This window comes from Microtetraspora fusca, from assembly GCF_001570365.1.
Taxonomy (GTDB): Bacteria; Actinomycetota; Actinomycetes; order Streptosporangiales; family Streptosporangiaceae; genus Microtetraspora; species Microtetraspora fusca.
The window spans coordinates 38,214-61,253 of the sequence record NZ_BBYK01000080.1; the positions used below are offsets into that span (position 1 = coordinate 38,214).

The following is a 23,040-nucleotide window of genomic DNA, read 5'->3' on the forward strand; positions in this document are numbered from 1 at the left end:
TCAGTCTATTCGGCGTCGGCGGGTCACGGTCCGGGGCGGTCGGAGGAACGCTGGTCGTGCTCAGGGATCTGGTTGCCGCAGCGGGCGGGCAGCCGCGGGTACCGTCCGGACCTCATCTCCCGCATCGCCGCCTGGACCTCGCGGGGCCGATTGACACCGAGGACCGCCCGGACCAGGCCCCCGGTGTGCCAGGTGACCAGCAGGCGGCCGTCATCGGTGTCCTCCACCATGGTCTCCAGCTCGCCCCCGGGCAGCCCGGCGAGCTGCAGCGTCACGCCATGCTGGTCCGACCAGAACCACGGCACCGAGGCCGGCGCGGGTGGGTGACCCAGCAGCGCGCCGGCCACCGCTACGCCGTGCTGTTCGGCGGTGCGCTCATGCTCCAGTCGGATCCGCTGACCGCCAGGCCCGGCGGAGGCGACCGCGACATCACCTACCGCGTATACGCCCGGGTGAGCCGTGCGGAAGGCGCCGTCCACCTCGATGCCTGCCGGCCCGCCCACCCCAAGCCGCGCAGCGAGTCGGGTCCGCGGCACGGCGCCGAGGCCGACGAGCACTGTGTCGGCTCGCAGTTCGGTGCCGTCGGCGAGCATCACCGCTTCGACCCGGTTCCGTCCGCGCAGCCCGGTGACGGTCCGGCCGGTGAGCACCCGCACGCCGTGGGCGGCGTGCAGCCGCCCGATCCAGCCGCCGGCCGCCGGCCCGATGGCGCGGCCGAGCAGAGCCGGTCCGGCTTCCACGATGGTGACCCCGATGCCGAGCCGGCTTGCGACCGAGGCCACCTCGGTGCCGACGAAGCCGCCGCCGATCACGACGAGCTCAGCTGCGCGCGTCAGCTCTACCCTGAGGGCTTCGGCGTCGACGAGTGTGCGAAGGACATGCACCCCGTCGAGCTCCATCCCGGTCCAGTCCGGCCGGTACGGAGAGGAGCCGGTGGCGATCACGACCGCATCAGGGGCGAAGGTGCCGGCCGCGCTGGTGATGCGCAGCGTCGCAGGCTCGATGGCACTGACACGCGCTTCGGGATGAAGGCAGATGTCCTGATCGCGGTAGTGGTCGGCAGGCCGGAGCGGCTCCGGACCGGACGTGCCGGCAAGCACCGTCTTGGACAGTGGCGGCAGCCGATAGGGCAGCCCTTTCTCGGCGGAAAGCAGGTTGATCGTCCCCTCGAAGCCGCCCTCTCGCAGGGCCATCGCCGCTGCGACACCTGCCGTCCCGGCACCGATGATTGCTACCTCGCGAATGCCCATGGTCGCGGGACGCTAGTCAGGCGGATCCGGCCAGGACAGGGCCACGTTCAACTCCGCGGAACCGCTATGACGCTTCGAGATCGGTTCTCACGAGTTCTTGAGGCGTGGTCTCCACGCGCGCCTCGGCTCCCCTTGGCAGGCGAGTCCGGCACCTGTCCCCGTCCGGCCGCGCTGTCGCGGCTTTGGGTCGCCTTCCCCCTTGACCTCGTCGCACAAGGGTGTGACAGTCCGTGTGACACCGTGTCACAAATCACACCCGGGCAGGCATCATGATTAACGTTGGCACTGCGGTCGGGGAATCAGGGACGTCGGTCGGCAAGGCCTTGTCCCTGCTGCGCGCCTTCGCGCCCACTGGTGGGCCCATCGGCGTCGTCGAACTGGCCAGGCGGTGCGGCATGCCCAAGTCGACGGCACATCGCCTTCTGGCGGTGCTGGCCGAGCAGGGGGTCGTGGAACGCTGGGATGGACGCTGGCGGCTCGGCATCACCATGTTCGAACTCGGCGCGCTCACGGGCGTCGGACCCAACTCCAGGGTCCAGCAGATCGCCCTTCCGTATCTGCATGAACTGGCCGCAGCGACGGGCCACACGGTCCATTTGGGTGTCCTCGACCAGGGCGAAGTGCTGTATCTCAGCAAGATCTTCGGGCACCGGCGGATACCTACGCCCACCCGGGTGGGCGGACGCATGCCCGCCTACGCCACAGGGCTCGGCAAGGCGCTGCTTGCCTACGCGGATCCTGGCGCGGTCGGATCGATTCTCACTGGTCGGCTGCGCCCGCTGACCCCATCAACCGTCGCCAGTGAGAAGGCGCTGCAGGCTGCCCTGGCACAGGCGCGCGATTCGGGGATCGCATGGGATCGGCAGGAGTGCATCCCCGGGCTGGTCTGTGCCGCCGCCCCGGTAACCGACGGCGCGGGTCGAGCGGTGGCCGCGATCTCGGTCTCCGGGCCGCCTGGCACGGCTGGGCGTGCCCATCTGGCCGGCCGGGTGCGTGCTGCGGCAACGGCGATCAGCGACCGTCTCCGTCCGGCCGAGCCGACCGGCCAGAGGCGCAGTGCCGGCGGTCTGGCCTCCCCGAAGTCGCACTGAACGGCTACGGGTTCCACGGCGAATGGTTCCGCCTCCCGGAACTACCCCATTCCGGACGGTCCGGATCGGCCTGTCTAATACCGGAACCTCAGCAGTACGGACGACGGCGACCAGCGGTCGCCGGTCTGGGACGGAGAAGCCACATGATCGATCTCGATGAGCATGTTGACCTTGAACGCGGCGTGATGAGCCGCAAGGTCTTCGTGGATGACGACATCTACCGCCTGGAACTCGAGCGCATCTTCAGCCGTTCCTGGCTGTTCCTCGCGCACGAGAGCCAACTGCCGAAGTCCGGCAGCTTTGTGTCGACGTACATGGGCGAGGACCCGGTCATCGTCGTGCGCCGGTCCGACGGCAGCATCGGCGCCGTCCTGAACTCCTGTCGCCACCGCGGCATGAAGGTGTGCCGGGCGGACGTCGGCACCACCCGGGCCTTCCGTTGCAGTTACCACGGCTGGACCTACGGGCTCGACGGCGACCTCGTCTCGGTGCCGAACATGGCCGAGGGCTACCGCAACGAGCTCGACATGTCCCGCTGGGGCCTGCTGCGGGTACCGCGTGTGGAGTCGTACAAGGGCCTCATCTTCGGCACCTGGGACGCCGAGGCCCAGCCAGTGGAGGAGGCACTCGGCGACATCACCTTCCTGCTGGACACCTTCCTGGACCGCCGCCCCGGTGGCACGGAGGTGATCGGCGGGGTGCAGAAGTGGGTGATGGGCGGCAACTGGAAGCTCGCCGCGGAGCAGTTCGCCAGCGATATGTACCACTCCTTCCTGTTGCACGCCTCGGCCTGGCAGGCGCTGGCCCCGGAGGGTGCCGACCTGTCTGAGATGGTCTTCCCCAGCGTCGGCAGCCAGATGACGAGCCAGGGCTCGGGCGGCGGCTGGTTCCACGACCCGACCGGTGCCGGCTCCGCCGTCCTGGGCCCCGTGCTGGCTGCCGACTTTACGGACCCGGCTGTTTGGGAGCGGCTCGGGGAGGTCAAGGCGGGCGGCCCCATCGGCTGTCACGCCACCGTCTTCCCGAACTTCTCCTTCCTCGGCGCGTTCCGAGTGCTGAGGGTCTGGCACCCACGAGGGCCGCACGAGATGGAGGTGTGGTCCTGGACACTCGTCGACAAGGACCAGTCGCCGGAGATCAAGGACGCCTGGCGGCGGTTCGCCTCAATGACCTTCGGTCCGACCGGGACCTTCGAGCAGGACGACGGCGAGATCTGGACCGACCTGCAGCGAGTGTCGCGCGGGCACATCGCCCAAACCGTCGATCTGAACTACCAGATGGGCATCGGGCACGAGGTGACCGATCACCCCGACTACCCGGGCCGGATCAACCACGTCTACTCGGACAACGCCGCCCGCGGGTTCTACGAGCGCTGGCTGGAACTCATGAAGACACCCCTTCGGCCCGGCCAGCGGGGCAACGCCACGGCGCGCGCCGGACAGGAGGTCACCCGGTGAACACGATCCCCCACGCCGCCATGGATCCGGCCCTCCAGCTCGAGGTCGAGCAATTTCTCTACGCCGAGGCCGAACTGCTCGACGCCCGCGGGTTCCGGGAGTGGCTGGGTCTCCTCACCGAGGACGTCCGCTACTGGATGCCCACCCGGGCGAACCGCAGCATCCGGGAGTACGCGCTGGAGGTCGCCGGGCCGGGCGAGATGGCGCACTACGACGACGACCTGGGCAGTCTCACCACCCGTGTGCGCCGTATCGAGAGCAACCAGGCGTGGTCGGAGGATCCGCCATCGCGCACGCGGCGGTTCGTCACCAACGTCCGGATCAAGCCTGACGGGTCGGAGCTCGCCGTTCGCTCCAGCCTCCTCGTCTATCAGCACCGCCTGGAACGCGAGGTCAACGTGTTCGCGGCCGGGCGTCAGGACGTGCTCCGTCGCACTCACGACGGGCTGCGGATCGCCTCGCGCAAGGTCCTGCTGGATCAGACCGTCGTGCTGGCCAACAACATCAGTGTGTTCTTCTGATGGGGGCCGCTGACATGACTCCGGCCCAAGCCGCTGCCGCTGACGGCGCAGCCGCACTGATCACGACCAGCGTCGGACCGATGAACGTGCATGACATCGGAGATGGCCCGCCGGTTGTGCTGCTGCACGGCGGCGGCCCCGGGGCCTCCGGCTGGAGCAACTTCCGCGCCAATGCGCCGGCGCTCGCACAGCGGTTCCGGGTGCTGGTCATAGACCAGCCCGGATTCGGGCGGTCGCACAAGCCGGCGCACTCGTCGCCCGCCGAGCTCAATCCGTACAACGCTCGCGCCGTGCTGTCGGTGCTCGACGAGCTCGGGATCGACCAGGCGGATTTCGTCGGAAACAGCATGGGCGGCGCGACCGCGATGACGATCGCCCTGGAAGCACCCCAGCGCGCGAGACGATTGGTGCTGATGGGAACCGGCGGCGGGGTGCCGCTCTTCGCGCCCGAGCCGTCCGAGGGCTACCGGGTGATGGGACGGTTCTACGCCGATGAGGGCCCGACCAGGGAAAAGATGCGGGAACTGGTCGAGGTGATGACCTACGCCGGCGCGGGCGAGAGCGACGAGCTCATCGATGAGCGGCTGCGGGCGGCCACCGACCCGGAGGCGATGCGGTTCTACGAAGTCATGAACCAGATCTTCCGCTCCGGCAAACGAGGCGATCTGTGGCGGAGGGTGGACCAGGTGCAGCACGAAGTACTGCTGGTCTGGGGTCGCGACGACCGGACTGTGCCCATGGACGCGGCGATGTTCCTGCTGCGGCAGCTGCCGCAGGCGGAGTTGCATGTCTTCTCTCAATGCGCGCACTGGGTTCAGTCCGAGCGGGCCACGGCGTTCAACAGCCTGGTCACCGAGTTCCTCACCCGACCATGACACGTCCATTGGGCTGGCTCGATGGACAGGTGACCCTGATCACCGGCGGCGGTGCCGGGCTCGGTCGGGCCATTGCGGAGCGCTTCGTCACAGAGGGGGCGCACGTCGCCGCGTTCGACCGCTCCGTCACACGGCTGGAAAGGCTCACAGCGGAGGTGCCGGAAGTACTCGGCATCGTCGGGGACGTCCGCTCGCTCGGCGACAACGAGCGTGCGGTCCAGCAGGTGCGACAGCGGTTCGGCCGACTGGACGTGGTGGTCGCGAACGCGGGTATCTGGGACTTTCAGGCCAGCTTGGACAGCCTCCCCGCCGATTCCGTCGACGATGCCTTCGACGAGGTGTTCCATACCAACGTCAAGGGATATCTGCTGGCGGCCAAGGCTGCGGCCCCGGCGCTCCGCCGCCGCCGGGGCTCCTTGATCCTGACCCTGTCCAACGCCTCGTTCCACCCTGACGGCGGCGGGCCCCTGTACACCGCGTCCAAGCACGCGGCGCACGGCCTGTTGCGCCAGCTCGCCTATGAACTGGCGCCGGACATCCGGGTCAACGCCGTCGCACCAGGGGGTATGGCCACCGAGCTGTCAGGGCCGACTGCGCTTGGGCTGGACTCGGCATCCATCTCCACGCGGGCCGGTGAATGGCAGGACGTGATGGCGCGGGCCCTGCCGCTGAGCATGGTCCCGACCGTGGACGACATGACGTCCGCCTACGTCCTGCTCGCCTCCCGCTCAGGCGCGAAGGCGATGACCGGAGCCGTGATCGAAGCCGACGGCGGGATCGGCGTACGCGGCGTCTTCCACCGGGCGGGCAGCGGCAACAGGCCCGCCACCAGCGATCTGTAACGAAATGATCGGAGAACAATCATGGGCAGTGTCCGCGCGCTCGCACAGTTGGGCGTGGAAACCCGGGACCCGGCTGCCTGGCGCAAGTTCGGCACCACAGTCCTCGGCATGCAGGAGACCCCGGCGCCATCGGGAGAGCTGCGGCTAAGGATGGACAGGATGACCTACCGGCTGGCCGTTGCGGTCGGCGACCAGGACAGGCTCGGCTACCTGGCTTGGGAAGTGGGCGAGGAGTCGGAGCTGGCCGAGATCGTGGCGCGACTCGAGAAGGCCGGCTACCCAGTGCAGGAGGCGAGCCGCGAGGAGGCCGAGCGTCGCGACGTGCAGCAGCTACTGCACACCGTCGACCCAGGCGGCTACCAGGTCCACCTGATCCGGGGCGCCCTCGCGACGACGGAGCCCTTCGCCTCGCCCACGGGCAGCACGTTCCTCGCCGATGGGCTGGGCCTTGGGCACGCCGTCCTCGCCGTTCGCGATTACGAGGCAGCCCTCCACTTCTACCGTGACCTCCTGGGCATGCGGCTCACTGACCAGCTCGACCTGCACGGCACCAGCGTGACCTTCCTGCACTGCAACCCGCGCCATCACAGCCTGGCGCTGGTCGACGCCGGCGCGGACGAGGGCATGCACCACTTCATGGTCGAGCTGGGCACGCTGGACGACGTCGGGCACTCCTACGACCGATGTCTGGCCGGAGCCGCGCCTGTGGCCGCGTCGCTCGGCCGGCACAGCAACGACGGCGTGGTCTCCTTCTACGCTGCCACCCCGTCCGGGTTCACGGTGGAGATCGGCTGGGGTGGTCTGCTGGTGGATGACCAGACCTGGCGGCCCGCGAGACTGACCGGCCCGAGCGCCTGGGGGCACCACGCCGCCGGTGCCACGCAGTGAGCGGACCGGGAACAGGCGGCCGCACTCGCAGTGAGCACCGCGTCTGCGCCGTGGATGACCTGCCCCCCGGCGAGGTCGCCGTGTTGGCGGACGGAGATCCGGTCGCGGTGTTCAACGTGGACGGGAAACTGCTGGCCATCGCCGACACCTGCAGCCACGAAACCGCCTCCTTGGCGGAGGGCTGGGTCGACGGGGAGACAGTCGAATGCCCGTACCATCTCGCGCGCTTCTGCCTGCGCACCGGCCGGGCGCTCTGCCTTCCCGCGACACAGCCGGTGGCGACCTACCAAGTGATCGTCCGCGACGGTTTCGTGTATGTCCTCCGGTGAACCTGGGCGTGGCCGCGGCACTTCGGGGCCACGCCCAGGGCTGTTGGTGGCGGGACTTTGCGTCGTGATCGCATCGATGGCCACCGGACTGGTCTCGCCCGCGTTGCCGGACATTGCGGCCTCCCTGCACGTGTCGGCTGCCGCCGCCGGCCTATTGGTGTCCGCTACCTCCGCCCCTGCCCTGCTGGCCACCCCAGTGGCAGGCGTCATGATCGGTCGCTGGGGCCGCCGCGCCGTGCTCGTCCCGGCGCTCTTGGTGTTCGCGGGGGGCGGGCTGGCCGCCATGCTCAGCCCCGGCTACCCGGCGTTGCTGGCCGCGAGGCTGGTCCAGGGCACCGCCACCGGCGTGCTGCTCACGCTTTCACTGGTGCTCGTCGCCGACTGGGCGGCGGCGGCTTCGCTGCCCAAGGCGCTGGGGCGCAACGGTGCGGTGAACATGGCGAGCCTCGCGTTGCTGCCCCTGGCCGGCAGCGTGCTCACGGCCGCCGCGGGCTGGCGCGCGGCATTTGCTCCGTGCCTGCTCGCGATCCCACTGGCGTGCGTGGTCGCACTGTGGTTGCCCGATGTGCGATCGGCAGCCCGCGGCGGCGCCTCCCCCGTGCCACCGTTGCCGAGGCCGCTCAGGTCGCACATCCTGCGCTCTGGAACGGCAATGGCGGCCGCCCTGGCCTGCCTGTTCGGTGTCAGCTTCACGGTGCTGCCGCTCCGCCTCCAGGATCACCTTCCGTCCGCCGAGGAGTTTCGGGGGGTGCTGATCGGGCTGCCGCTCGCCGCGGCCTTCGTCGGCGCCCTGACGGCTGGCCGACTGCTACGGCGCTGGCAGCCATGGACCCTGACGGCCGTCGGATTCGCGCTGTTCACAGCAGGCTTCACCGTCACGGCGACCACCGCTTCGGTGTGGCTCGTGGCCGTCGCCGCCTTGGTTTACGGCAGCGGGTTCACGCTGATCTCGGTATCCATGCAGACATTGGCAGCACGGCTGGCGACCGAGCCATACCGGACGAGCCTGCTCGCCGACTGGGGGACGGTCGGCAGAGCCGGCCAGGCCGCGGGTCCGGCCGTTGCCGGGCTGATGGTCACGCAGACCGGCACGGGTGGCACCTTCCTGCTGGGCGCGTTGCTGGCGGCCGCGTCGGCCGTTGGCTCCACCGTGCTTGCCCGTGTCGACGGCGGCTGAAAAATGGCGTAGGCACAGAGTCCGTGAGGGCGGCTGTCAATCCTGTCCCGCTGAAAACCCAGTTTCGCGGGGCATCCAGCGTGGACGAGGCGAACACGCGACAGGCGGTGCGGTTGCTCGCTGTGCGGCTGCCGTCCTGGAGCGTCTGTACGGCCGGCACACCGGTCACTGAACTGCGCCGGGTTTCGTGGACGCAACCCGGAGATCATGTAGCCGGGCGCGGGGGAGCACACACCATCAAGCCCGAAAACCCGGTGCGCGCCGGAGAAGGTGCTGCTGCCAGACGTGGTTTTCCTCGAAGTGGTTGTCGTAGAGGTCCTGGGCTTCGAGGATGCTCTCCAAGGTGGCCTCGCCCTTGGCGACGCGCTGCAGTTGGCGGAAGTACTCGAAGCGCTCTATTCCGGGCGTGACGACGATCAGCAGATCGGCCTCGGTTCCGGGGGCGGCGGCGAAGGCGTGCACGGCGCGGGGCGGGACCACGACCAGGTCTCCCTGCTCCGCCGTGAGGACGCGTTCTCCGGTGAGGATCTCGGCCGCCCCCCGCAGGACGTAGAAGAGCTCGCTGGCCCTGGTGTGATGGTGCGGCGACGCTCCCGAGGCTCCCTGCCCGAGGGTGATCCGCTGAGCACTGAGAGCTCCTCCAACCTGACTGCTGTCGGCATACAGTCGCCCGGTCACCTGGGCGGTCGTGAGGATCTCGGTCTCCGCCTCTCGTACCACCACGACATCATGGGATGAAACAGGTAGTGACATATGACAGCGCCTCTTTCGTCGTCGGTAGAGTGCCCGTCTGTGGCGACGTTGCCGACACCTTCGGAGTGAACCTGGTGGTCGCCTGACGCCGCCCCCTCGCACAGCTGTTGCCGTGCAGTCGGACTACGTGCCGCGGCGTGAGCGAGGGATCGTGATGCAGGATCCGATCCTCCATCACGCGGATGCGAGGATCGGGGTCGAGACCGAAGGCCTCGGCCATCTGCCTGCGTCCTTCGGCGATGAGGGACAGCGCGTCCGCCTGCCGTCCCGCCTGGTAGAGCGCGTGCGCGGTGAGCACACGCAGCCGCTCCCGGTACGGGAAGGCCGCCAGCAGCCGTCCCAGTTCGGGGACCAGCACAGGGCCGAGCCCCTGAGCCAGATCCGCCTCCGCCGCGTCCTCGATGAGGCCCCTGTGCAATTCGGCCAGGTAGTGCGCCTCGTCACGGATCCATGGCCCGTCGGGAAAATCCTTCAGCGGCGCCCCGCGCCACTCGGCGAGTGCCCTGCGCAGATGGGCCGACGCCTGCGCGCTGTGGCCCGCGGCGAAGAGCCTGCGGCCCTCCTGTGCCAGGATGCGCACCCGTCCGATGTCCAGGGACTCCTGCCGGATGGTCAGGCGGTAGCCCCTGGAGTGCCTGGTGAGGATCTCGTAGTCGCCGCGTCGCTCCGTACCCGGCTCGAGGATCCGGCGCAGCTTGGACACGTACGCATGCAGGCTGTTCACGGCGACGCGACTGTTCGCGGTCTCCGGCCAGATCACGTCGATGAGCCGCTCGATGTCGATGGTCTTATCTGCCCTGAGCATCAGCGCGCCGAGCACCATGCGCTGCTTTCTGGGGCCGAGATCAAGTGACGTGCCGTCAGCCGCCAGCACCGCCGTCTCACCGAGTAGCCGGAAGTCCATGATCTCCTCCATGAATGACGGGAGGCCCCTGGCCGGGGCCTCCCTCGGCTGGCCTGAATGAGAGGGTTACTCCGCGGGACGGCCGATGAAGCTGGTCCGGTTCCGCTCAGCGATCTCGGTGATGAGCGGAGCCAGTTCCTCCATCGCGCCCCCGGGGGGAACGTTCGCGTCGAGGTCGGCGAAGAGCTTTCCGGTGCCGTCGGTCAGGCTGAAAGCCAGGAACTTCGCGGCCTTGCTGCGCACCTCGATGGTGTGCACGGCACCAGTGGGGACCGTGATCGACTCGCCGGGGCCCATCTCGTACCGCTTGGAGCCCACCTGAACTGACATCCTGCCGTGCAGCATGTAGTACGACTCGGGCCAGGGGTGCCGGTGCGGCGGGACGAAGCTACCTCGCTCGCCGTCGATCTCGAACAACTCGTACTCACCATTGGTGTGCTCCGCGCCGACCTTCACCGTCGCGGTGCTGTCGACCGTGAACAGCTCCCTGCCCTCGCCGGCAAGGCTGTGGTGAATCTGCTGGGACATCGAATCTCCTTCTGTGACACTGGGGTCGCAGTCCCCGGTGCTACTGCGTTGCGCCCTCACGTTAAGAACCAGGTGCGGTTGCGCTCCATCCCAGGCGAAGGGGTGATCTCGCCCGGCCGGCACCCCAGGAATCTGGGATGGTGGCCGGCGGAGGACTCTTCGATACTGGGTTCATGGTGAACCAGGCACGGGCCCGCGAGGCCAGGCGCGCCCTATCCGCCCTCGCGGCGGCCGGCCTGAGCCCGGCCGACGTCCAGCAGGAGGCGATCGACGTGGTCGGCAAGGTCGTGCCGTACGACGCCACCTGCTGGGCGGCCGTGGACCCGCAGACCATGCTGCCCACCGGTTCGGTGACGGTCGATCTCAACCCCTCGAAACAGCAGGAGGCGCTGTTCGCCGAGATCGAGTACGGTCCTTCTGACGGCAACAGCTTCGCCGACCTGGCGCGGAGGCAGGTCCCCATCGGCCGGCTCTCCGACCTGCCGTTCGGCCAGGTCGTGCGCAGTCGCCGCTTCAACGAGCTCTACAAGTCCATCGGGGTGGCCTTCGACCTGCGCGCGTCCTTCGTCAGCGACGGTGCCTGCTGGGGGATCGCCGGCCTGATGCGCGGCACTGGTGGACCCGACTTCTCCACGGCCGAGGCAGACTTCCTGGCCTCGGTCGCTCCGCTGATCGGCATAGCGTTGCGGACGGCGAACAGGAGCATGATGCCCGGCACCAGTGCGGGCTCCGGCGGCCCGGTCGTGATCGTGCTCGGTGCCGGCGGCGAGTTCACGGGCGCGACGCCCGCCGCCCTCGAATGGCTGGAGGCCTGGCAGGCGACACGCCCCGGCTGGCTCGACGTCGCACTGCACGCGGTGGCCGCCACGCTGTCCGGTTCCCCTATGGGCACGGCGTACGCCCGCATGCGTGACATCTCGGGGACCTGGGTCGTGCTCCGCGCCGCGCAGTTGATGGCCCTGGACTCGTCGGCCGAGCGGGTGCTCATCACCGTCGAACCGGTGCCCGCCGACGAGGTGATCGGCATTATGCTGACCTCCTACGTCCTGACCGCGCGGGAGCGAGAGGTGTGCGAGGAGGTCCTCACGGGCCGTTCCACCGCCGAGATCGCCGACCGGTTGCATCTTTCGGCATACACCATTCAGGACTACCTCAAATCGATCTTCGCGAAGGTCGGCGTGCGCAGTCGCAACCAGCTCGTCGGTCGTCTCCGCGGTTCCTGATCCAGGGACAGGAGCTATCGATGGCGTAGGTGCTTGAGGCCGTCGATGGAGCGTCGATCGCGTTCGGTGACGTCTTCGATCGTCGGGAGGGGGGCTGGAACGCCGCCACGCCCTCGGCCCAAGCCGACCGTCGATCCGTGTCCCCGAGCAAAACAGCGAGCAACCGCCTGTGGATCGCGAGGGGTTCTGACCTCGCCCGCCTGACTGGGATGCCATCGGCGAGGCCGCGTCCAGGAATTCCCCTCACAGCACTGAGGCAGCGGCTCCATGCGCGGTTGTGGCCCTGTGGGCCCCCACGTCCGGTGACGAGGGGGCCGCCGCCCGGATCGGTCAGCCCCTCGATCCCGTCACCGTTCGATCTGGGAGGCGGCGGCGAGGTAGGCCGCGAGCAGGCTCTCCGCGACGGCGGCCACGGTCTCGTCTCCGGGCAGGAATGTCGGGGTGTGCAGCCCCGTGGCGGTGTCGGTGCCGACGAAGAGCATCAGGGATGGCACGGCCGACCCGAAGTAGGCGAAGTCGTCGGCTCCGCACGAGCGCAGCACGGCAGGGACGGCACGGCCGGTGACGGAGAGCAGGCGGGAGGTGTCGTCGGCGAGACCGGGGTCGTTGAGGAGGACGGGCTCACCGCGGATGATCTCCACCGTCGTCTCGCAGTCGTGCGCGAGGGCGATGCCGTCGGCGATCCGGCGGAATCGCTCGTGCAGCGCCTCGCGCCACTCCTCCGACATGGTGCGCAGCGTTCCTCTGGCCGTGGCCTGACTCGGGGTGGCGTTGGGCGCGGTCCCGGCCGACAGCGTCCCGAAGGTGACCACGGTGGGGACCATCGGGTCGGCGCCCCGGCTGACGAGCTGCTGGGCGGCCAGGACGATCTGCGCGAGCACCGGAACGGGGTCACGGGTGAGATGGGGGTACGCCGCGTGCCCGCCCCGGCCCCGGACGGTGACGGTGAACTCGTCGGAGGACGCGTTGACCGCTCCGGGGGTGCAGGCCACCTGCCCCGCCGCGAGCACCGGCTGGACGTGTGCCCCGATCATGGCCGTGACGTGGTGGCGGGCGAGCGCACCGGACTCGACGATGTCGAGCGCGCCTGAGGGGTAGGTCTCCTCTCGCGGCTGCAGGACGGCCACCATCGGCACCGGCGGGCGCACCCGGTCGACCGCCCTGGCCAGAGCGACCAGCGCGGCGAGATGCACGTCGTGACCGCAGGCGTGCATCGCGCCGTTGTCCGAGGCCCAGGGCACGCCGGTCTCCTCGGCGATCGGCAGCGCGTCCAGCTCTCCTCGGACGCCGACGGCGGGGCCGTCCGCGCCGACGCGCACCAACGCTCCCGCGCCGGCGACCAGCTCGACGGGGCCCGCGGGCAGCGCGTCGAGCATCCGTTTGCGTGTCGGCTCCTCGGCGCCGGACACCTGCGGCTCGGCGTGCAGGACGCGGCGCAGCTCGCAGGCGGCGGGCAGCTCCTCGTGCAGGGCCGCCCTGAGCCGGTCGTGCAGGGTCGGGGACGGGGGCGCGGTCACGTTCCCTCTCCGAGGTGGTAGACACGGCGGGCGTTCTCCACGCCGATCATGGTCGCCACGCATACGGCCTGGGCCTGGCTCCACTCGCCGTCGGCGACGAAGCCGCCGAGGACGCGGGTCATGGCCCGGCGCCACAGCAGCGCCCCAAGGTGGTGCAGCTCGGCCGGTCCCCAAGCGTCGGACGAGAAGAGGATCTTGGCGAACGGGGCGAGCTCGAGGCTCTCGGCCACGACGGCGACCGAGCGGGCGCCGGTGTAGTTCACGCCGAGGCCGACGTCGAAGTACACGTTGGGGTAGACCTGCGCGAGGAATCCGGCGTTCCGGTGGAACGGGTAGCAGTGGAGCAAAAGGAGCGGCACGCCGCTGGGCTCGGAGCGCTCGATCAGGCCTCTCAGCAGCAGCGGGTCGCCGCGGCGCAGGTCGACGTCCGGGTCGCCGTAGCCGATGTGGAACTGGAGCGGAAGGCCGCGATCGATACCGGTCCAGATCAGATGGCGCAGAAGCACGGGGTCGTCGACACGGATCCGGCCGGTGCTCTCGACGGCGCGCAGCCAGCGTCCGGCCGCGTCCGCGACCTCGGTGGGCGTGGGCGGCCGTGGATCGAAGTCGAGCCCGTGGCGGTAGGCGACGATCGTCTTCAGGCCGCGTGCGGTACGGCTGCGCTCCCAGAGGGCGGCGGCGAAGCGGTCGGCGAACCCGGCCGCGTCCGTCCCGGCGGCGACCACCTGCTCGGCCACGGCCTCCAGCCGGACGACCTCGTCGGCGGGGCGGCCGCTCGCCTGCGCCATCCCGGCCGGATCGAGGATCTCGTCGCCGCGATAGCCGGTCTCGATCAGGAAGTGCCCGATGCCGCTCGCCTCCAGCAGACGCCGGTTGACCTCGGTCGCGCCGAGTTCTGCGCGGCGGGCGAGGTAGGTCTCGGGGTCGGTGTGAGGGGCGAGGTCGAGCAGCGGCGCGCAGTGGCGCAGGATCGCGAAACCCACCTGTGAGTCGAACTGCGTCATCCACGAGGGGATCGGGCGGTCCGACTCGGTGATCAGTTCTTCGAACTGCCGGCGGGTCAGGTCGTGGTCGATCGCGCCATGCACGTGGTGGTCGACCAGCGGCAGATCGTCGATCGCCCGAGCCAGGTCGTCCGTGGGGTGCGCGGCGGAAGGCCGGTGGGCCCGGTCAGTAGACATCGGCGATCCTCTCGCAGCGGGCCGTCTCGTCCAGTCCGTCGAGCGAGCGCAGCTCCGCCCGCTTCACAGAGAGGTAGGTGGAGAGCAGGTCGGGGGCGAAGAAGTCGCGGACGACCTGGTCGGACTCCAGCGCGTCCAGCGCCTCGGCCTGATCTTGGGGCAGGGGCGGCATCGCCGACAGTTCGGCCTCGGTCACCGACTCGGGCCAGACGACGGGCGCGGGATAGCCGCGGCGGACGCCTTCGAGCCCGGCCCGCAGCAGCGTGCCGAGCGCGAGCCATGGATTGGCCGTGGCGTCCGCGGCCCGGTACTCCAGGTTGAGCTGGTGGCCCGCGTCCGGTCCCGTCCCCGGGCAGATGCGTAGCAGCGCCTCACGGTTGCGTTCGGCGAGGAAGACCCCGCCCGCGCTCCATCGGTGCGGTGTGAGGCGCAGGAACGACACCGGGCTGGCCGCGGTCACGGCGGTCACGGCGGCGGCGTGGCGCAGGATGCCGGCGGAGAACCGGGCGCCCAGTTCTGACAGCCGACCTGGCCGGGACGGGTCGTACAGTGCGGGATTTCCGTCGGCGTCCAGGAACGAGAGGTGGATGTGGACGCCGTTTCCGCTGCCTTCCGGGTGAAGGATCGGTGCGAAGCAGGCGCGCAGGCCGTGCCGCTTGGCGAGGTCGCGGACGAGTTCGCGGAGCAGCACGGCGCGGTCGGCGGCGACCATGCCCTCGGCCGGGCTGAGCGTGATCTCGTGCTGGGCGTCGCCGTACTCGGGGAGCCAGGTTTCGGGGGCGAATCCGGCATGGTCGAGCAGGGCCACCAGCTCCGAGCCGAACGGCTCGGCGGCGCGGAATCGTTCGAAGGAGAACGGTGGTGCGGCGGGTACGCCGGCGAGGGTGAACTCGTGCTCGAAGGAGACGACCGCGGTGAGGCCGAGTTCGGCGCGCAGGTCGTCGAGCGCCGCGGCGAGGAAGGAACGGGGGCAGCACTCCCATGGCGTGCCGTCGGGCTGTGCCTGGTCGGCGAGGTAGATCCGGGTGCCGGGCATGCCGCCGGAGGCGGGCACGTCGAGCCGCGTGGCGGGGTCGGGCAGCAGGCGCAGGTCGCCGGTCGAGCCGAACACGTTGTCGGCGATCGGTCCGAAGCAGGTAAGCGCAAGGTCGGCGGGCACCCAGCCGGTCCCCGAGCGCAGAACCGCCTCCTCCCGGGAGGGGGGTACCGCACGGCCGCGCACTTGGGCGGCGAGGTCGCAGGTGGCGACGAAGACGGTTGCGGGCGCGGGTGTGGTGGTGGGAGTCACAGGAGAGGTCATGCCCGCACCACCGCGTCCTCGGCCGTGACGGGGGTGGCGGTCAGCTCGGCGGTGAGTCGTTCGCCGATGCGGCGGGCCAGGCCCGGCGCGGCCAGTACGGTCACCAGCCCGGCCACGCACCAGGCGGCGGCGATCCAGGGGAAGTAGTTGTACGGGCTGTCCTGGCCGACCGACTGGTTGTAGAAGACGAAGCACAGGTAGCCGATGGCCAGGACGGGGATGACGACCTCGTATTTGGGGATCCGTCCTCGTCCGGACAGGATGAAGGCGCTGACGCCGGCGCCGGCGACGGCGTAGGCGACCAGCAGGCAGAGTACGCCGAGGGTGGCGAACCAGTAGTAGGAGTCGAAGGCGGACACCCCGGTCGCGTTGAGGAGGCCGTCGCCGAGCAGGGCGGCCGCGAGCGCGGCGACCAGGGCCACGGTCGGCGCGCCGGTCCGCCGGTCGGTGCGGGCCAGGGCGGAGGGGCCGAAGCCGTCGCGGGCGAGGGCGAACATGAGGCGGCTCGCCGCGGCGATCGAGCTGATGGAGGCGGCGAACGCCGATGCCATCGCGGTGAAGGCGATGACCAGGGAGAACCAGGTGCCGATGTAGGTCTGCGCGAGCGTCGACAGGGAGGACTCGGCGCCGGAGAAGGCGGCCACGCCCTGGGCGTCGGTGCCGAAGCCGATGGTCTGGGCGAACATCACGAAGACGTACAGACCGCCGGTGAGGAGCACGCTGCCGGCGAGTGCGCGGGGGATATTGCGCCGAGGGTTGTCGGTCTCCTCGCCGAGCGAGGCGCACGCCTCGAATCCGGCCCAGGACAGGAAAGCGAACACGGTCGCGGTCACCACGGCGCTCATCGTCGTGCCGCCGAAGCCGAACACCGACAGGTCGAGGGTCTGGTGGCCGGGTGCGTTGCCGGTGCCGTTGCGCAGCACGATGATCAGGCTGAGGAACAGCATGCCGACGATGCCGACGCCCTCGACGATCAGCAGGGTGCGGGCGGTCACGCGGGACTCGCGTGAGTTCACCGCCCAGACGCCGAGTCCGGCGACCAGCGCGACCAGGGACCAGGGAACGTTCCATGACAGGCCGAGCGCCCTGGCGAACGCCTCGGTGAACACCGCCGCCGAGGCGAGCGTGCAGACCGCGAAGAAGAGGTAGGTGCCCAGCAGGGCGAATCCGCCGAAGAAGCCGGCGCGCGGGCCGAGGCTGACCCCGGCCAGGGCGTACACCGATCCGGCGTGGTTGAAATGCCTGGTCAGCCGGACGAAGCCGTATGCCACGAGGGCGACTCCGGTCAGGCCGAGCAGGAAGACGAGGGGGACGGCCTTGCCGACGGTGGCGGCGACGCCCGCACCGTTCAGGGCCATGGCGAGCGTGGGGCCCATCAACCCGACGGACAGGGCGAGGGCTTCCCAGAGGCGGAGTTTGCGTGGGGGGCGCAGGTCATCGGTCATGGCAGCTCCTGGGGTGGGTAGCCGCGACTACGGCTTGCTGAAAATTATCTTTCAACAAGAACGAAAACAAGGCTCCATGAAAGATTTGTTGCATCAGCTCCGTCGGTTCTCGCGCTCGCGCGGTCAGCCGACGGTGACATCTCCGACGATGTCGTCACATTGGCGTAGTCGTTCCTCGCCGGCCTCGCCGAGACGAGCCATGACGCCCGCGACGACCGTCTCGACCAGCGCGAGCGCGGGCACCAGGCTGTCGAACGGGCTCGGTGCCTCAACCCGGGCGGGGATCACGATGTCGGCCGCGTCCGCGGCGGGAGAGAGCCAGGGGTCGGTGAAGAGCACGATCTTCGCCCCCCGGTCGCGCGCCCGGCGCGCGAACTCGACGATGTCCCGCTGGTAGCGCCGGTAGTCGAAGACCACGACCACGTCACGCCGTCCGATGTCCATGCAGAACGCCGCCAGGCTCTCCGGCCGCGGGTCGAGCACGCGGGTGCCCGGCCGCAGCAGCCGCAGGTGCAGGTCGAGGTACTCGGCGAGTATGTGGGAGTAGCGTCCGCCGATCAGCGCCACCCGGCGCCCGGGGTCGGCCAGCATCTCCAGGGCCGCGTCGAGCTCGGAGTCGGCGAGCGCGGCGAATGTCTCGTCCAGCCGCTGCCGGAAGGTCGCGCCCGCCGACACCCGCAGTGAGTTTCCGGCGTCCCCGACCTGCTGCGACAGCGTCAGCGGGGACGCGCGCCGTGCCTCGATCTCCTCCCGCAGCGACTGCTGGAACGCCCGATATCCCTGGAATCCCAGCCGCGCGGTGAACCTCACCACGGTGGGCGCGCTCACTCCCGCGCGCTCTGCCAGCCGGGCCGCGGTCTCCAGCCCGGCCGCCGGGTAGTTCGCGAGCAGCACCCGGGCGACCATGCGCTCCGCGGCCGACGAGCCCTCCATGCTGCGCCGTACCCGTTCGGCGACCGAGAGCAGGTCGTCCGCGACGCCGTCCTGCCGGACCGTTCCGCTGTCGCCGGTCATATGGGTGCCACCTCTCCGCCGTGTCGGCCGTCTCCGCTTCATTCTGGCCTGCCGCACGGCCGGGCCGGGCGGCTCCCGGCGACGTTCGGGACCGCAGTCGAGTCGAAGCACACGGACCAGCTGGCGCTTCACGCCGTTCCCCATGCTGTTGCCGAGGTCACCAGGCCGCCCGCTGCGAGCGCCCGCTGGCGCAAGACGGACATCGCCGACTGCTTTGCGGCGAACGACGCCGCGCTCAACGCCGGGGGAGCCCTGGTCAGGCTCGCGCCGGCGACCCGCGCCAAGGTGGCTGAGCCGCAGGCAACCAGCCGCCACCGCCGCCGTCTCCAGAGGGGTTCCGCCAGCGGCCTCACGAGCGGTCCCCCGGCGCGGCGGGCTGCTGCAGGACTTGACTGGGCATCTATTGCAACTTGCTATAGTGCATGTTGCTATATAAGGGTGGGTGTAGATGGCGCGGTGGGACGTGACGGGAACGACGGTGCTGGCTCTGTTGGCACAGAGGGCGCGTCATCCCTATGAGCTGCACCGATTCCTTATCGACACGCACAAGGACTTTGTGTCCGGGCTGCCGCGCAGCCTGTACCACGCGGTCGAGCGGCTGGCGCGGGATGGGCTGATCGAGCCGGTGGAGAGCATCCGGGAAGGCCGGGCGCCCGAGCGCACGGTGTACGACATCACCACCGAGGGACGCCAGGAACTGGCGCACCGGCTGCGGCGGATGCTGGAACGGCCCGACCGCGACACCACGGTGATGTATGCCGCGCTGTCGCTGATCGGGGTGCTCGAGGTAGGCGAGGCCGAGCGCTGCCTGCGGACCCGCTCTGCGGAGCTGGAGGGAAGGGTTGCGGCCGCCGACGCGATTCTGGCCGGGCTGGATCTGCCGCGAGTGCTGCTGCTGGAGACCGAGTATGTGCGGGCCTTGCACGCCGCCGAGCTGGCATGGCTCCACGGGGTACTCGCCGACCTGCGCTCGGGCGAGCTGGACTGGTCCGGCCTGGTGAACGACACCGGGCCGGCGGGACGACCCAACCTGGAGGGACCGTGACGGGAACATCATCGGTGGACGAGCTACTCGACGCGCTCGTCACCACATGGAACGCCGGAGACGCCACCGCCTACGCGGACCTTTTTGTTGAGGACGCCGACTACATCACCTTCTTCGGCCAGAACATGGCCGGCCGTACGGCGATCGAGACGGGACACCGGGCCCTGTTCGAAGGACCACTCAAAGGGTCCCGCCTGACCTCGGGCGGGACCTCGCCGAAGATCCGGTTCCTTCGTTCCGACGTCGCCATCATCGTGACCACTGGCGGCGCCCCTGGTGACGATACGCAGCAGTCCGTCATCACCCTCACCGCCGTGCGGAACCAGGGCCGGTGGCGATTCGCCTCGTTCCAGAACACCCGTGTCACGCCCCCGAGAGCGCCGTCGTGACGAAACCGCTCGTCGAAGAGACCGGATTCGTGCCCCTGCCCCCAGCCGAGGTACGGCGCAGACTCATAGCCCTGGTGTCCAGTCCTTACGCAGAGCCGTCGGGCGACGGCGACGTCGTGGTGTTGCAGGGCAGCTGGTGGTATCGCGGTGAGTACGCCCTGGAACGCCGCGGCCAGGGAACGCAGGTGACCCATCGCGTGTACAACATCGCTTCCCGGGGACGTTGGGCCGTCCCGCTCGCCAACCGTTTCTTCATCGGTTTCGCGGCCAAGACACGCGAAGGCTTCGCCGAGCTACTGAGGACCATTGCCGACCAGCCAGAACCACGCGACCGCTGAAGAGGTTCGCGCGTCCCGCCGTATCCCGGCCACGCCCGCCCCCGGGCCGCGCTCACCAGGGTTAGCGCCCCCAGTCGCCGGCCCACTGGATTTGATCCCTCGCCCCATGATGCGGGGGATGGTGCCCTCTCTCGCTCAGGAAGGCCCGCAGGTGCGGGTAGTCGTAGCCCCTGTCGCCGGGGAGATGATCGGAGCCTTAGAGGTGGTAGGTGGCCAGGAGAGTGTCGATGTAGGCCTCGTATGCGGTGGCGAGGGCGGAGTCGGTGAGGATGAGGGTGTTTTCGGCGTTCGCTTCGGCGTGTTCCGAGAAGTTATAGGAGCCTGTCACCACGGTGTGCCCGTCGATGACCAGGACTTTGTTGTGCATGAAGTCTTGTTCCTTGCCGGGGGTGTAGGGGTGGCTGGGTGCGGCGGCGAAACGAGGGTCGTCGGTGAACCAGAACAGGGCGGGGTCTTGGTGGCTGCCGCGGCGCGCATCGGCTATTCCGCCCGGGTCGTACACGCCGGCCAGGTCTGCCCCGGCGGTGTTGAGCGCGGCCAGGGCGTGCAGGATGCCAGGGTCGGAGACCAAGAAGGCGGCCATCCGCAGGCGTTGGGCGCCGGTCATGGCGGCGATGATGCGGTCCTCGATGCCTTCGCCGGCTTCGGGCGCGAATTGGGCTTGGATCTGCACGCCGTCGATGGTGATCGGGGTGGTTGGGTCAGCGGCGAGCGCGTGAGGCATGGCGGCCTGGAGGGCTTCGAACTCGGTGGTGTAGGCGGCGGCCAGCTCGGGGCTGGTTATGGTCAGGCAGTTGTTGTCCTGCAGCTGCAGGCCGCCGGTGGTGAAGTTTGCCGACCCCGTCCACACCGTCGTCTCATCGCGGACGAGGAACTTGTTGTGCATCAACTGCCTGGCCTGTTCGGGATACGGGGTGGCGTACGGGGCGAGACCGGCTTGCTTGATCGCATCGCCGGTGGTGCCGGGCTTGGGATCGGCCACCGGCCCGCCATGCTGGGCCGGCCCGGCGTCGTACAACAGCCGCAGCGCGACGCCGCGGTCAGCGGCATTCTTCAACGCGGTCAGGACGCCGGGGTCGCGAAGGTCGTAGATCGCCACGTCCAGCCGCTGCTGGGCGGCGGCGATGAAGCCGGCCAGATGCCCGCCCAGATCGGCCTGCAGCCCGCAGCGCGCGGATTGGAAGAACACCGTCAGCCTGTCGGTGGTGTAGGTCGTGGACTGGTGTGGATCGCTCATCGTGGCCTCCCCGTATACGGCGCCCGGAGCCTTCCCGGCACCCATGCTGCTCAGTCAAGCCGGTGGTTTCCTGCACACAGCGAGGCAACGCGCATCGACCGCAACTGGACCACGTCTTTTGCATACCGGATGCATCCGGGTGGCCTAGACAATGGTGTGAAGGTTGGGGATCGACGCGCGCGTTGACCAGGACACTGTGGCCTGAGGAACCGCCGGATGCGGGATCGGATGTCTGGTGGTGTAAGAGGGTGACGGGCAACTTGAACTCGTCCGATATTTCTGATGGTGAGTGCCTTGAAGAGTTCACCAGCGACGTAGCGCTTAAGAGGTCCTAACAAAATGATCTCCGCCCGTGTCTCATGGGGCTGCTGATCGTTGATCCGCTCGTGAGGAAGGGTGAACAGCCGCCGTGGATCGTGCCGGACGACTTGTGGGAGCGGATCGAACCGCTGCTGCCGAAGGTGGAGCGGCGGCATCGTCACCCCGGTCGTAAGCGGCTGGATGACCGCAAGGCCTTGTGCGGCATCTTGTTCGTGCTCTACACCGCGATCCCGTGGGAGTTCCTGCCCCAGGAGCTGGGCTTCGGGTCGGGGATGACCTGCTGGCGGCGGCTGCGGGACTGGCATCAGGCCGGAGTGTGGGAACAGCTGCACCAGCTGCTGCTCGCCGAATTGCACGCCGCCGGCAAGCTCGACTGGTCCAAGGCGGTGATCGACAGCTCTCACATCCGGGCGCTCAAGGGCGGCCCAAAACTGGTCCGAGCCCGGTCGACCGAGGGAAGACGGGCTCCAAGCACCATGTGATCGCCGACGGCAACGGCATACCTCTCGTGGTCAGCCTGACCGGCGGCAACCGCAACGACGTCACCCAGCTCATGCCGCTGCTCAATGGCATCCCTCGTGTCCGGGGCCGGCGCGGACGCCCCCGGCAGCGGCCGAAGACGTTGTACGCCGACCGGGGCTATGACCATGACAAGTACCGCCGCATGGTCTGGGCCAAGGGAGTGAAACCCCTCATCGCCCGCCGGGGGACACCGCACGGCTCCGGCCTGGGCACACATCGGTGGGTGATCGAGCAGACGATCGCCCTGCTGCACTGGTTCCGCCGCCTGCGTATCCGCTGGGAGATCCGCGACGACATGCACGAGGCCTTCATGACCCTTGCCACCGCCATCATCTGCTGGCGACGCCTCGTCCGCTGATCATTCTGTTAGGAGTTCTAAGACAGCGGCGACTTTCGGCTCTGGACTTGCCCCCCGCCGCGTGCTGCTCGATGTTCGTGGCCAGGCCGACGCGGTCGTCGCGGTGCTGGCCCACTTTGCCAGCCAGTCCCGCCGCGAAGGCCGCGAGCTGACCCAGGCCAAGATCGCAGTGACACATGCTTAGCGACGGTCACGCAGAGCGATCATGCAACACTGGAATGCGCCGGGGCTGAATGCTTACCCCCAGTCCTGCTCACACCACCCCCGCTGGCCTGCCGATTCAGGTCAGCCAGCCACGCGAAGATCGTGAAAGATCGAGGCTAGCACCCATAGTCTGGCGACATTTGTTGCCATCCCATACTCGCCGACCTCGCATGATCGGCTTGAGTTACACCACTAAGACGGGACGGTTACGTGGACGTTCTGGGTGTCGGGTCTGGATGAGGGGGTGCTGCGGACGCTCGCGCGGTGACGGACACTAAACGGAGCCGGATTGCCGCTTGAGCCAGTCGGACGCGGACACCTTCCGGCATTC

General features: G+C 69.3%; 24 protein-coding genes. 14 read left to right on the forward strand and 10 right to left on the reverse strand.

What is annotated here, in order from left to right; translation table 11 throughout:
• Positions 1-23: 23 nt before the first annotated feature.
• Positions 24-1,250: an NAD(P)/FAD-dependent oxidoreductase gene (locus AWQ68_RS36815; protein ID WP_066950301.1), complete on the reverse strand. Its 1,227-nt coding sequence runs from the start codon at positions 1,248-1,250 to the stop codon at positions 24-26.
• 269 nt (positions 1,251-1,519) lie between these two features.
• Here AWQ68_RS36815 and AWQ68_RS36820 point away from each other — a divergent pair, with 269 nt between their 5' ends.
• The 8 genes from AWQ68_RS36820 (at position 1,520) to AWQ68_RS36855 (ending at position 8,430) form a co-directional block, all read left to right on the forward strand.
• A complete protein-coding gene (locus AWQ68_RS36820; RefSeq protein WP_084464814.1) occupies positions 1,520-2,341 on the forward strand; it encodes an IclR family transcriptional regulator in 822 nt (273 codons plus the stop codon).
• A gap of 143 nt (positions 2,342-2,484) precedes the next feature.
• Entirely contained in the window at positions 2,485-3,798 is a 1,314-nt protein-coding gene (locus AWQ68_RS36825) for an aromatic ring-hydroxylating dioxygenase subunit alpha (protein ID WP_066950307.1), read from the forward strand.
• Positions 3,795-4,319 carry an aromatic-ring-hydroxylating dioxygenase subunit beta gene (locus AWQ68_RS36830; RefSeq protein ID WP_218007203.1) on the forward strand — a complete coding sequence of 175 codons (525 nt, stop codon included), beginning with the start codon at positions 3,795-3,797 and terminating at the stop codon, positions 4,317-4,319. Before AWQ68_RS36825 ends, AWQ68_RS36830 begins: the two co-directional genes overlap by 4 nt.
• An 80-nt stretch (positions 4,320-4,399) precedes the next feature.
• Complete coding sequence (locus AWQ68_RS36835; RefSeq protein ID WP_066950309.1) at positions 4,400-5,194, forward strand: alpha/beta fold hydrolase; 795 nt, start codon at positions 4,400-4,402, stop codon at positions 5,192-5,194.
• Positions 5,191-6,036, forward strand: coding sequence for a 3-(cis-5,6-dihydroxycyclohexa-1,3-dien-1-yl)propanoate dehydrogenase (gene hcaB / locus AWQ68_RS36840; RefSeq protein ID WP_066950312.1), 846 nt, complete (start codon positions 5,191-5,193; stop codon positions 6,034-6,036). The genes AWQ68_RS36835 and hcaB overlap by 4 nt, the downstream gene beginning before the upstream one ends.
• 21 nt (positions 6,037-6,057) lie before the next feature.
• A complete protein-coding gene (locus AWQ68_RS36845) occupies positions 6,058-6,924 on the forward strand; it encodes a VOC family protein (protein ID WP_066950315.1) in 867 nt (288 codons plus the stop codon).
• Positions 6,921-7,253: a bifunctional 3-phenylpropionate/cinnamic acid dioxygenase ferredoxin subunit gene (locus AWQ68_RS36850; RefSeq protein ID WP_066950318.1), complete on the forward strand. Its 333-nt coding sequence runs from the start codon at positions 6,921-6,923 to the stop codon at positions 7,251-7,253. Before AWQ68_RS36845 ends, AWQ68_RS36850 begins: the two co-directional genes overlap by 4 nt.
• A 64-nt stretch (positions 7,254-7,317) precedes the next feature.
• On the forward strand, positions 7,318-8,430 hold the full coding sequence (locus AWQ68_RS36855; RefSeq protein WP_169809058.1) for an MFS transporter: 1,113 nt from the start codon (positions 7,318-7,320) through the stop codon (positions 8,428-8,430).
• A gap of 237 nt (positions 8,431-8,667) precedes the next feature.
• On the opposite strand, the gene AWQ68_RS36860 is transcribed toward AWQ68_RS36855, so the two are convergent.
• From AWQ68_RS36860 to AWQ68_RS36870, 3 genes are all read right to left on the reverse strand, one after another.
• Entirely contained in the window at positions 8,668-9,153 is a 486-nt protein-coding gene (locus tag AWQ68_RS36860) for a cupin domain-containing protein (RefSeq protein WP_218007205.1), read from the reverse strand.
• Between the two features lie 4 nt (positions 9,154-9,157).
• The gene (locus tag AWQ68_RS36865; RefSeq protein ID WP_169809059.1) at positions 9,158-10,087 is read right to left on the reverse strand and encodes an AfsR/SARP family transcriptional regulator; all 930 of its coding nucleotides are present in this window, start codon (positions 10,085-10,087) and stop codon (positions 9,158-9,160) included.
• A 66-nt stretch (positions 10,088-10,153) separates the two neighbouring features.
• The gene (locus AWQ68_RS36870; protein ID WP_066950330.1) at positions 10,154-10,615 is read right to left on the reverse strand and encodes a cupin domain-containing protein; all 462 of its coding nucleotides are present in this window, start codon (positions 10,613-10,615) and stop codon (positions 10,154-10,156) included.
• A gap of 173 nt (positions 10,616-10,788) precedes the next feature.
• Between AWQ68_RS36870 and AWQ68_RS36875 the strand changes: the two genes are divergently transcribed.
• A complete protein-coding gene (locus AWQ68_RS36875; RefSeq protein WP_066950358.1) occupies positions 10,789-11,838 on the forward strand; it encodes a helix-turn-helix transcriptional regulator in 1,050 nt (349 codons plus the stop codon).
• A gap of 347 nt (positions 11,839-12,185) precedes the next feature.
• On the opposite strand, the gene AWQ68_RS36880 is transcribed toward AWQ68_RS36875, so the two are convergent.
• The 5 genes from AWQ68_RS36880 to AWQ68_RS36900 all read right to left on the reverse strand — a co-directional run bounded on the left by AWQ68_RS36880 (position 12,186) and on the right by AWQ68_RS36900 (position 18,295).
• Positions 12,186-13,355 (reverse strand): M20 metallopeptidase family protein, encoded by a 1,170-nt coding sequence (locus AWQ68_RS36880; RefSeq protein WP_245656472.1) that lies wholly within the window; start codon positions 13,353-13,355, stop codon positions 12,186-12,188.
• Positions 13,352-14,536: an amidohydrolase family protein gene (locus AWQ68_RS36885; RefSeq protein ID WP_084464819.1), complete on the reverse strand. Its 1,185-nt coding sequence runs from the start codon at positions 14,534-14,536 to the stop codon at positions 13,352-13,354. The genes AWQ68_RS36880 and AWQ68_RS36885 overlap by 4 nt, the downstream gene beginning before the upstream one ends.
• A complete protein-coding gene (locus AWQ68_RS36890; protein WP_066950331.1) occupies positions 14,526-15,836 on the reverse strand; it encodes a type I glutamate--ammonia ligase in 1,311 nt (436 codons plus the stop codon). Before AWQ68_RS36890 ends, AWQ68_RS36885 begins: the two co-directional genes overlap by 11 nt.
• The gene (locus tag AWQ68_RS36895) at positions 15,833-17,281 is read right to left on the reverse strand and encodes an APC family permease (protein WP_066950334.1); all 1,449 of its coding nucleotides are present in this window, start codon (positions 17,279-17,281) and stop codon (positions 15,833-15,835) included. The genes AWQ68_RS36890 and AWQ68_RS36895 overlap by 4 nt, the downstream gene beginning before the upstream one ends.
• A gap of 123 nt (positions 17,282-17,404) precedes the next feature.
• Positions 17,405-18,295, reverse strand: a complete 891-nt coding sequence (locus tag AWQ68_RS36900; protein WP_066950337.1) for a MurR/RpiR family transcriptional regulator — start codon at positions 18,293-18,295, stop codon at positions 17,405-17,407.
• 448 nt (positions 18,296-18,743) lie between these two features.
• On the opposite strand from AWQ68_RS36900, the gene AWQ68_RS36905 reads away from it, so the two are divergent.
• From AWQ68_RS36905 to AWQ68_RS36915, 3 genes are read left to right on the forward strand one after another with little or no spacing between them, the layout of a single operon-like run.
• Positions 18,744-19,340: a PadR family transcriptional regulator gene (locus tag AWQ68_RS36905; protein WP_066950341.1), complete on the forward strand. Its 597-nt coding sequence runs from the start codon at positions 18,744-18,746 to the stop codon at positions 19,338-19,340.
• Positions 19,337-19,729 carry an SgcJ/EcaC family oxidoreductase gene (locus tag AWQ68_RS36910; RefSeq protein WP_066950345.1) on the forward strand — a complete coding sequence of 131 codons (393 nt, stop codon included), beginning with the start codon at positions 19,337-19,339 and terminating at the stop codon, positions 19,727-19,729. The genes AWQ68_RS36905 and AWQ68_RS36910 overlap by 4 nt, the downstream gene beginning before the upstream one ends.
• Positions 19,726-20,067 carry a hypothetical protein gene (locus tag AWQ68_RS36915; RefSeq protein ID WP_157546339.1) on the forward strand — a complete coding sequence of 114 codons (342 nt, stop codon included), beginning with the start codon at positions 19,726-19,728 and terminating at the stop codon, positions 20,065-20,067. The genes AWQ68_RS36910 and AWQ68_RS36915 overlap by 4 nt, the downstream gene beginning before the upstream one ends.
• A gap of 196 nt (positions 20,068-20,263) precedes the next feature.
• Here AWQ68_RS36915 and AWQ68_RS36920 read toward each other — a convergent pair whose 3' ends face one another.
• A complete protein-coding gene (locus AWQ68_RS36920) occupies positions 20,264-21,304 on the reverse strand; it encodes a phospholipase D-like domain-containing protein (protein ID WP_169809060.1) in 1,041 nt (346 codons plus the stop codon).
• A 359-nt stretch (positions 21,305-21,663) separates the two neighbouring features.
• On the opposite strand from AWQ68_RS36920, the gene AWQ68_RS41710 reads away from it, so the two are divergent.
• Positions 21,664-22,505 (forward strand): IS5 family transposase gene (locus tag AWQ68_RS41710; RefSeq protein ID WP_218007206.1). Its coding sequence is split into 2 segments (ribosomal slippage): positions 21,664-22,051 and positions 22,051-22,505, totalling 843 coding nucleotides; the frame shifts between segments, so codons are not numbered across the junction.
• 61 nt (positions 22,506-22,566) lie between these two features.
• Entirely contained in the window at positions 22,567-22,689 is a 123-nt protein-coding gene (locus AWQ68_RS45865; protein ID WP_281217833.1) for a hypothetical protein, read from the forward strand.
• Positions 22,690-23,040: the final 351 nt, after the last annotated feature.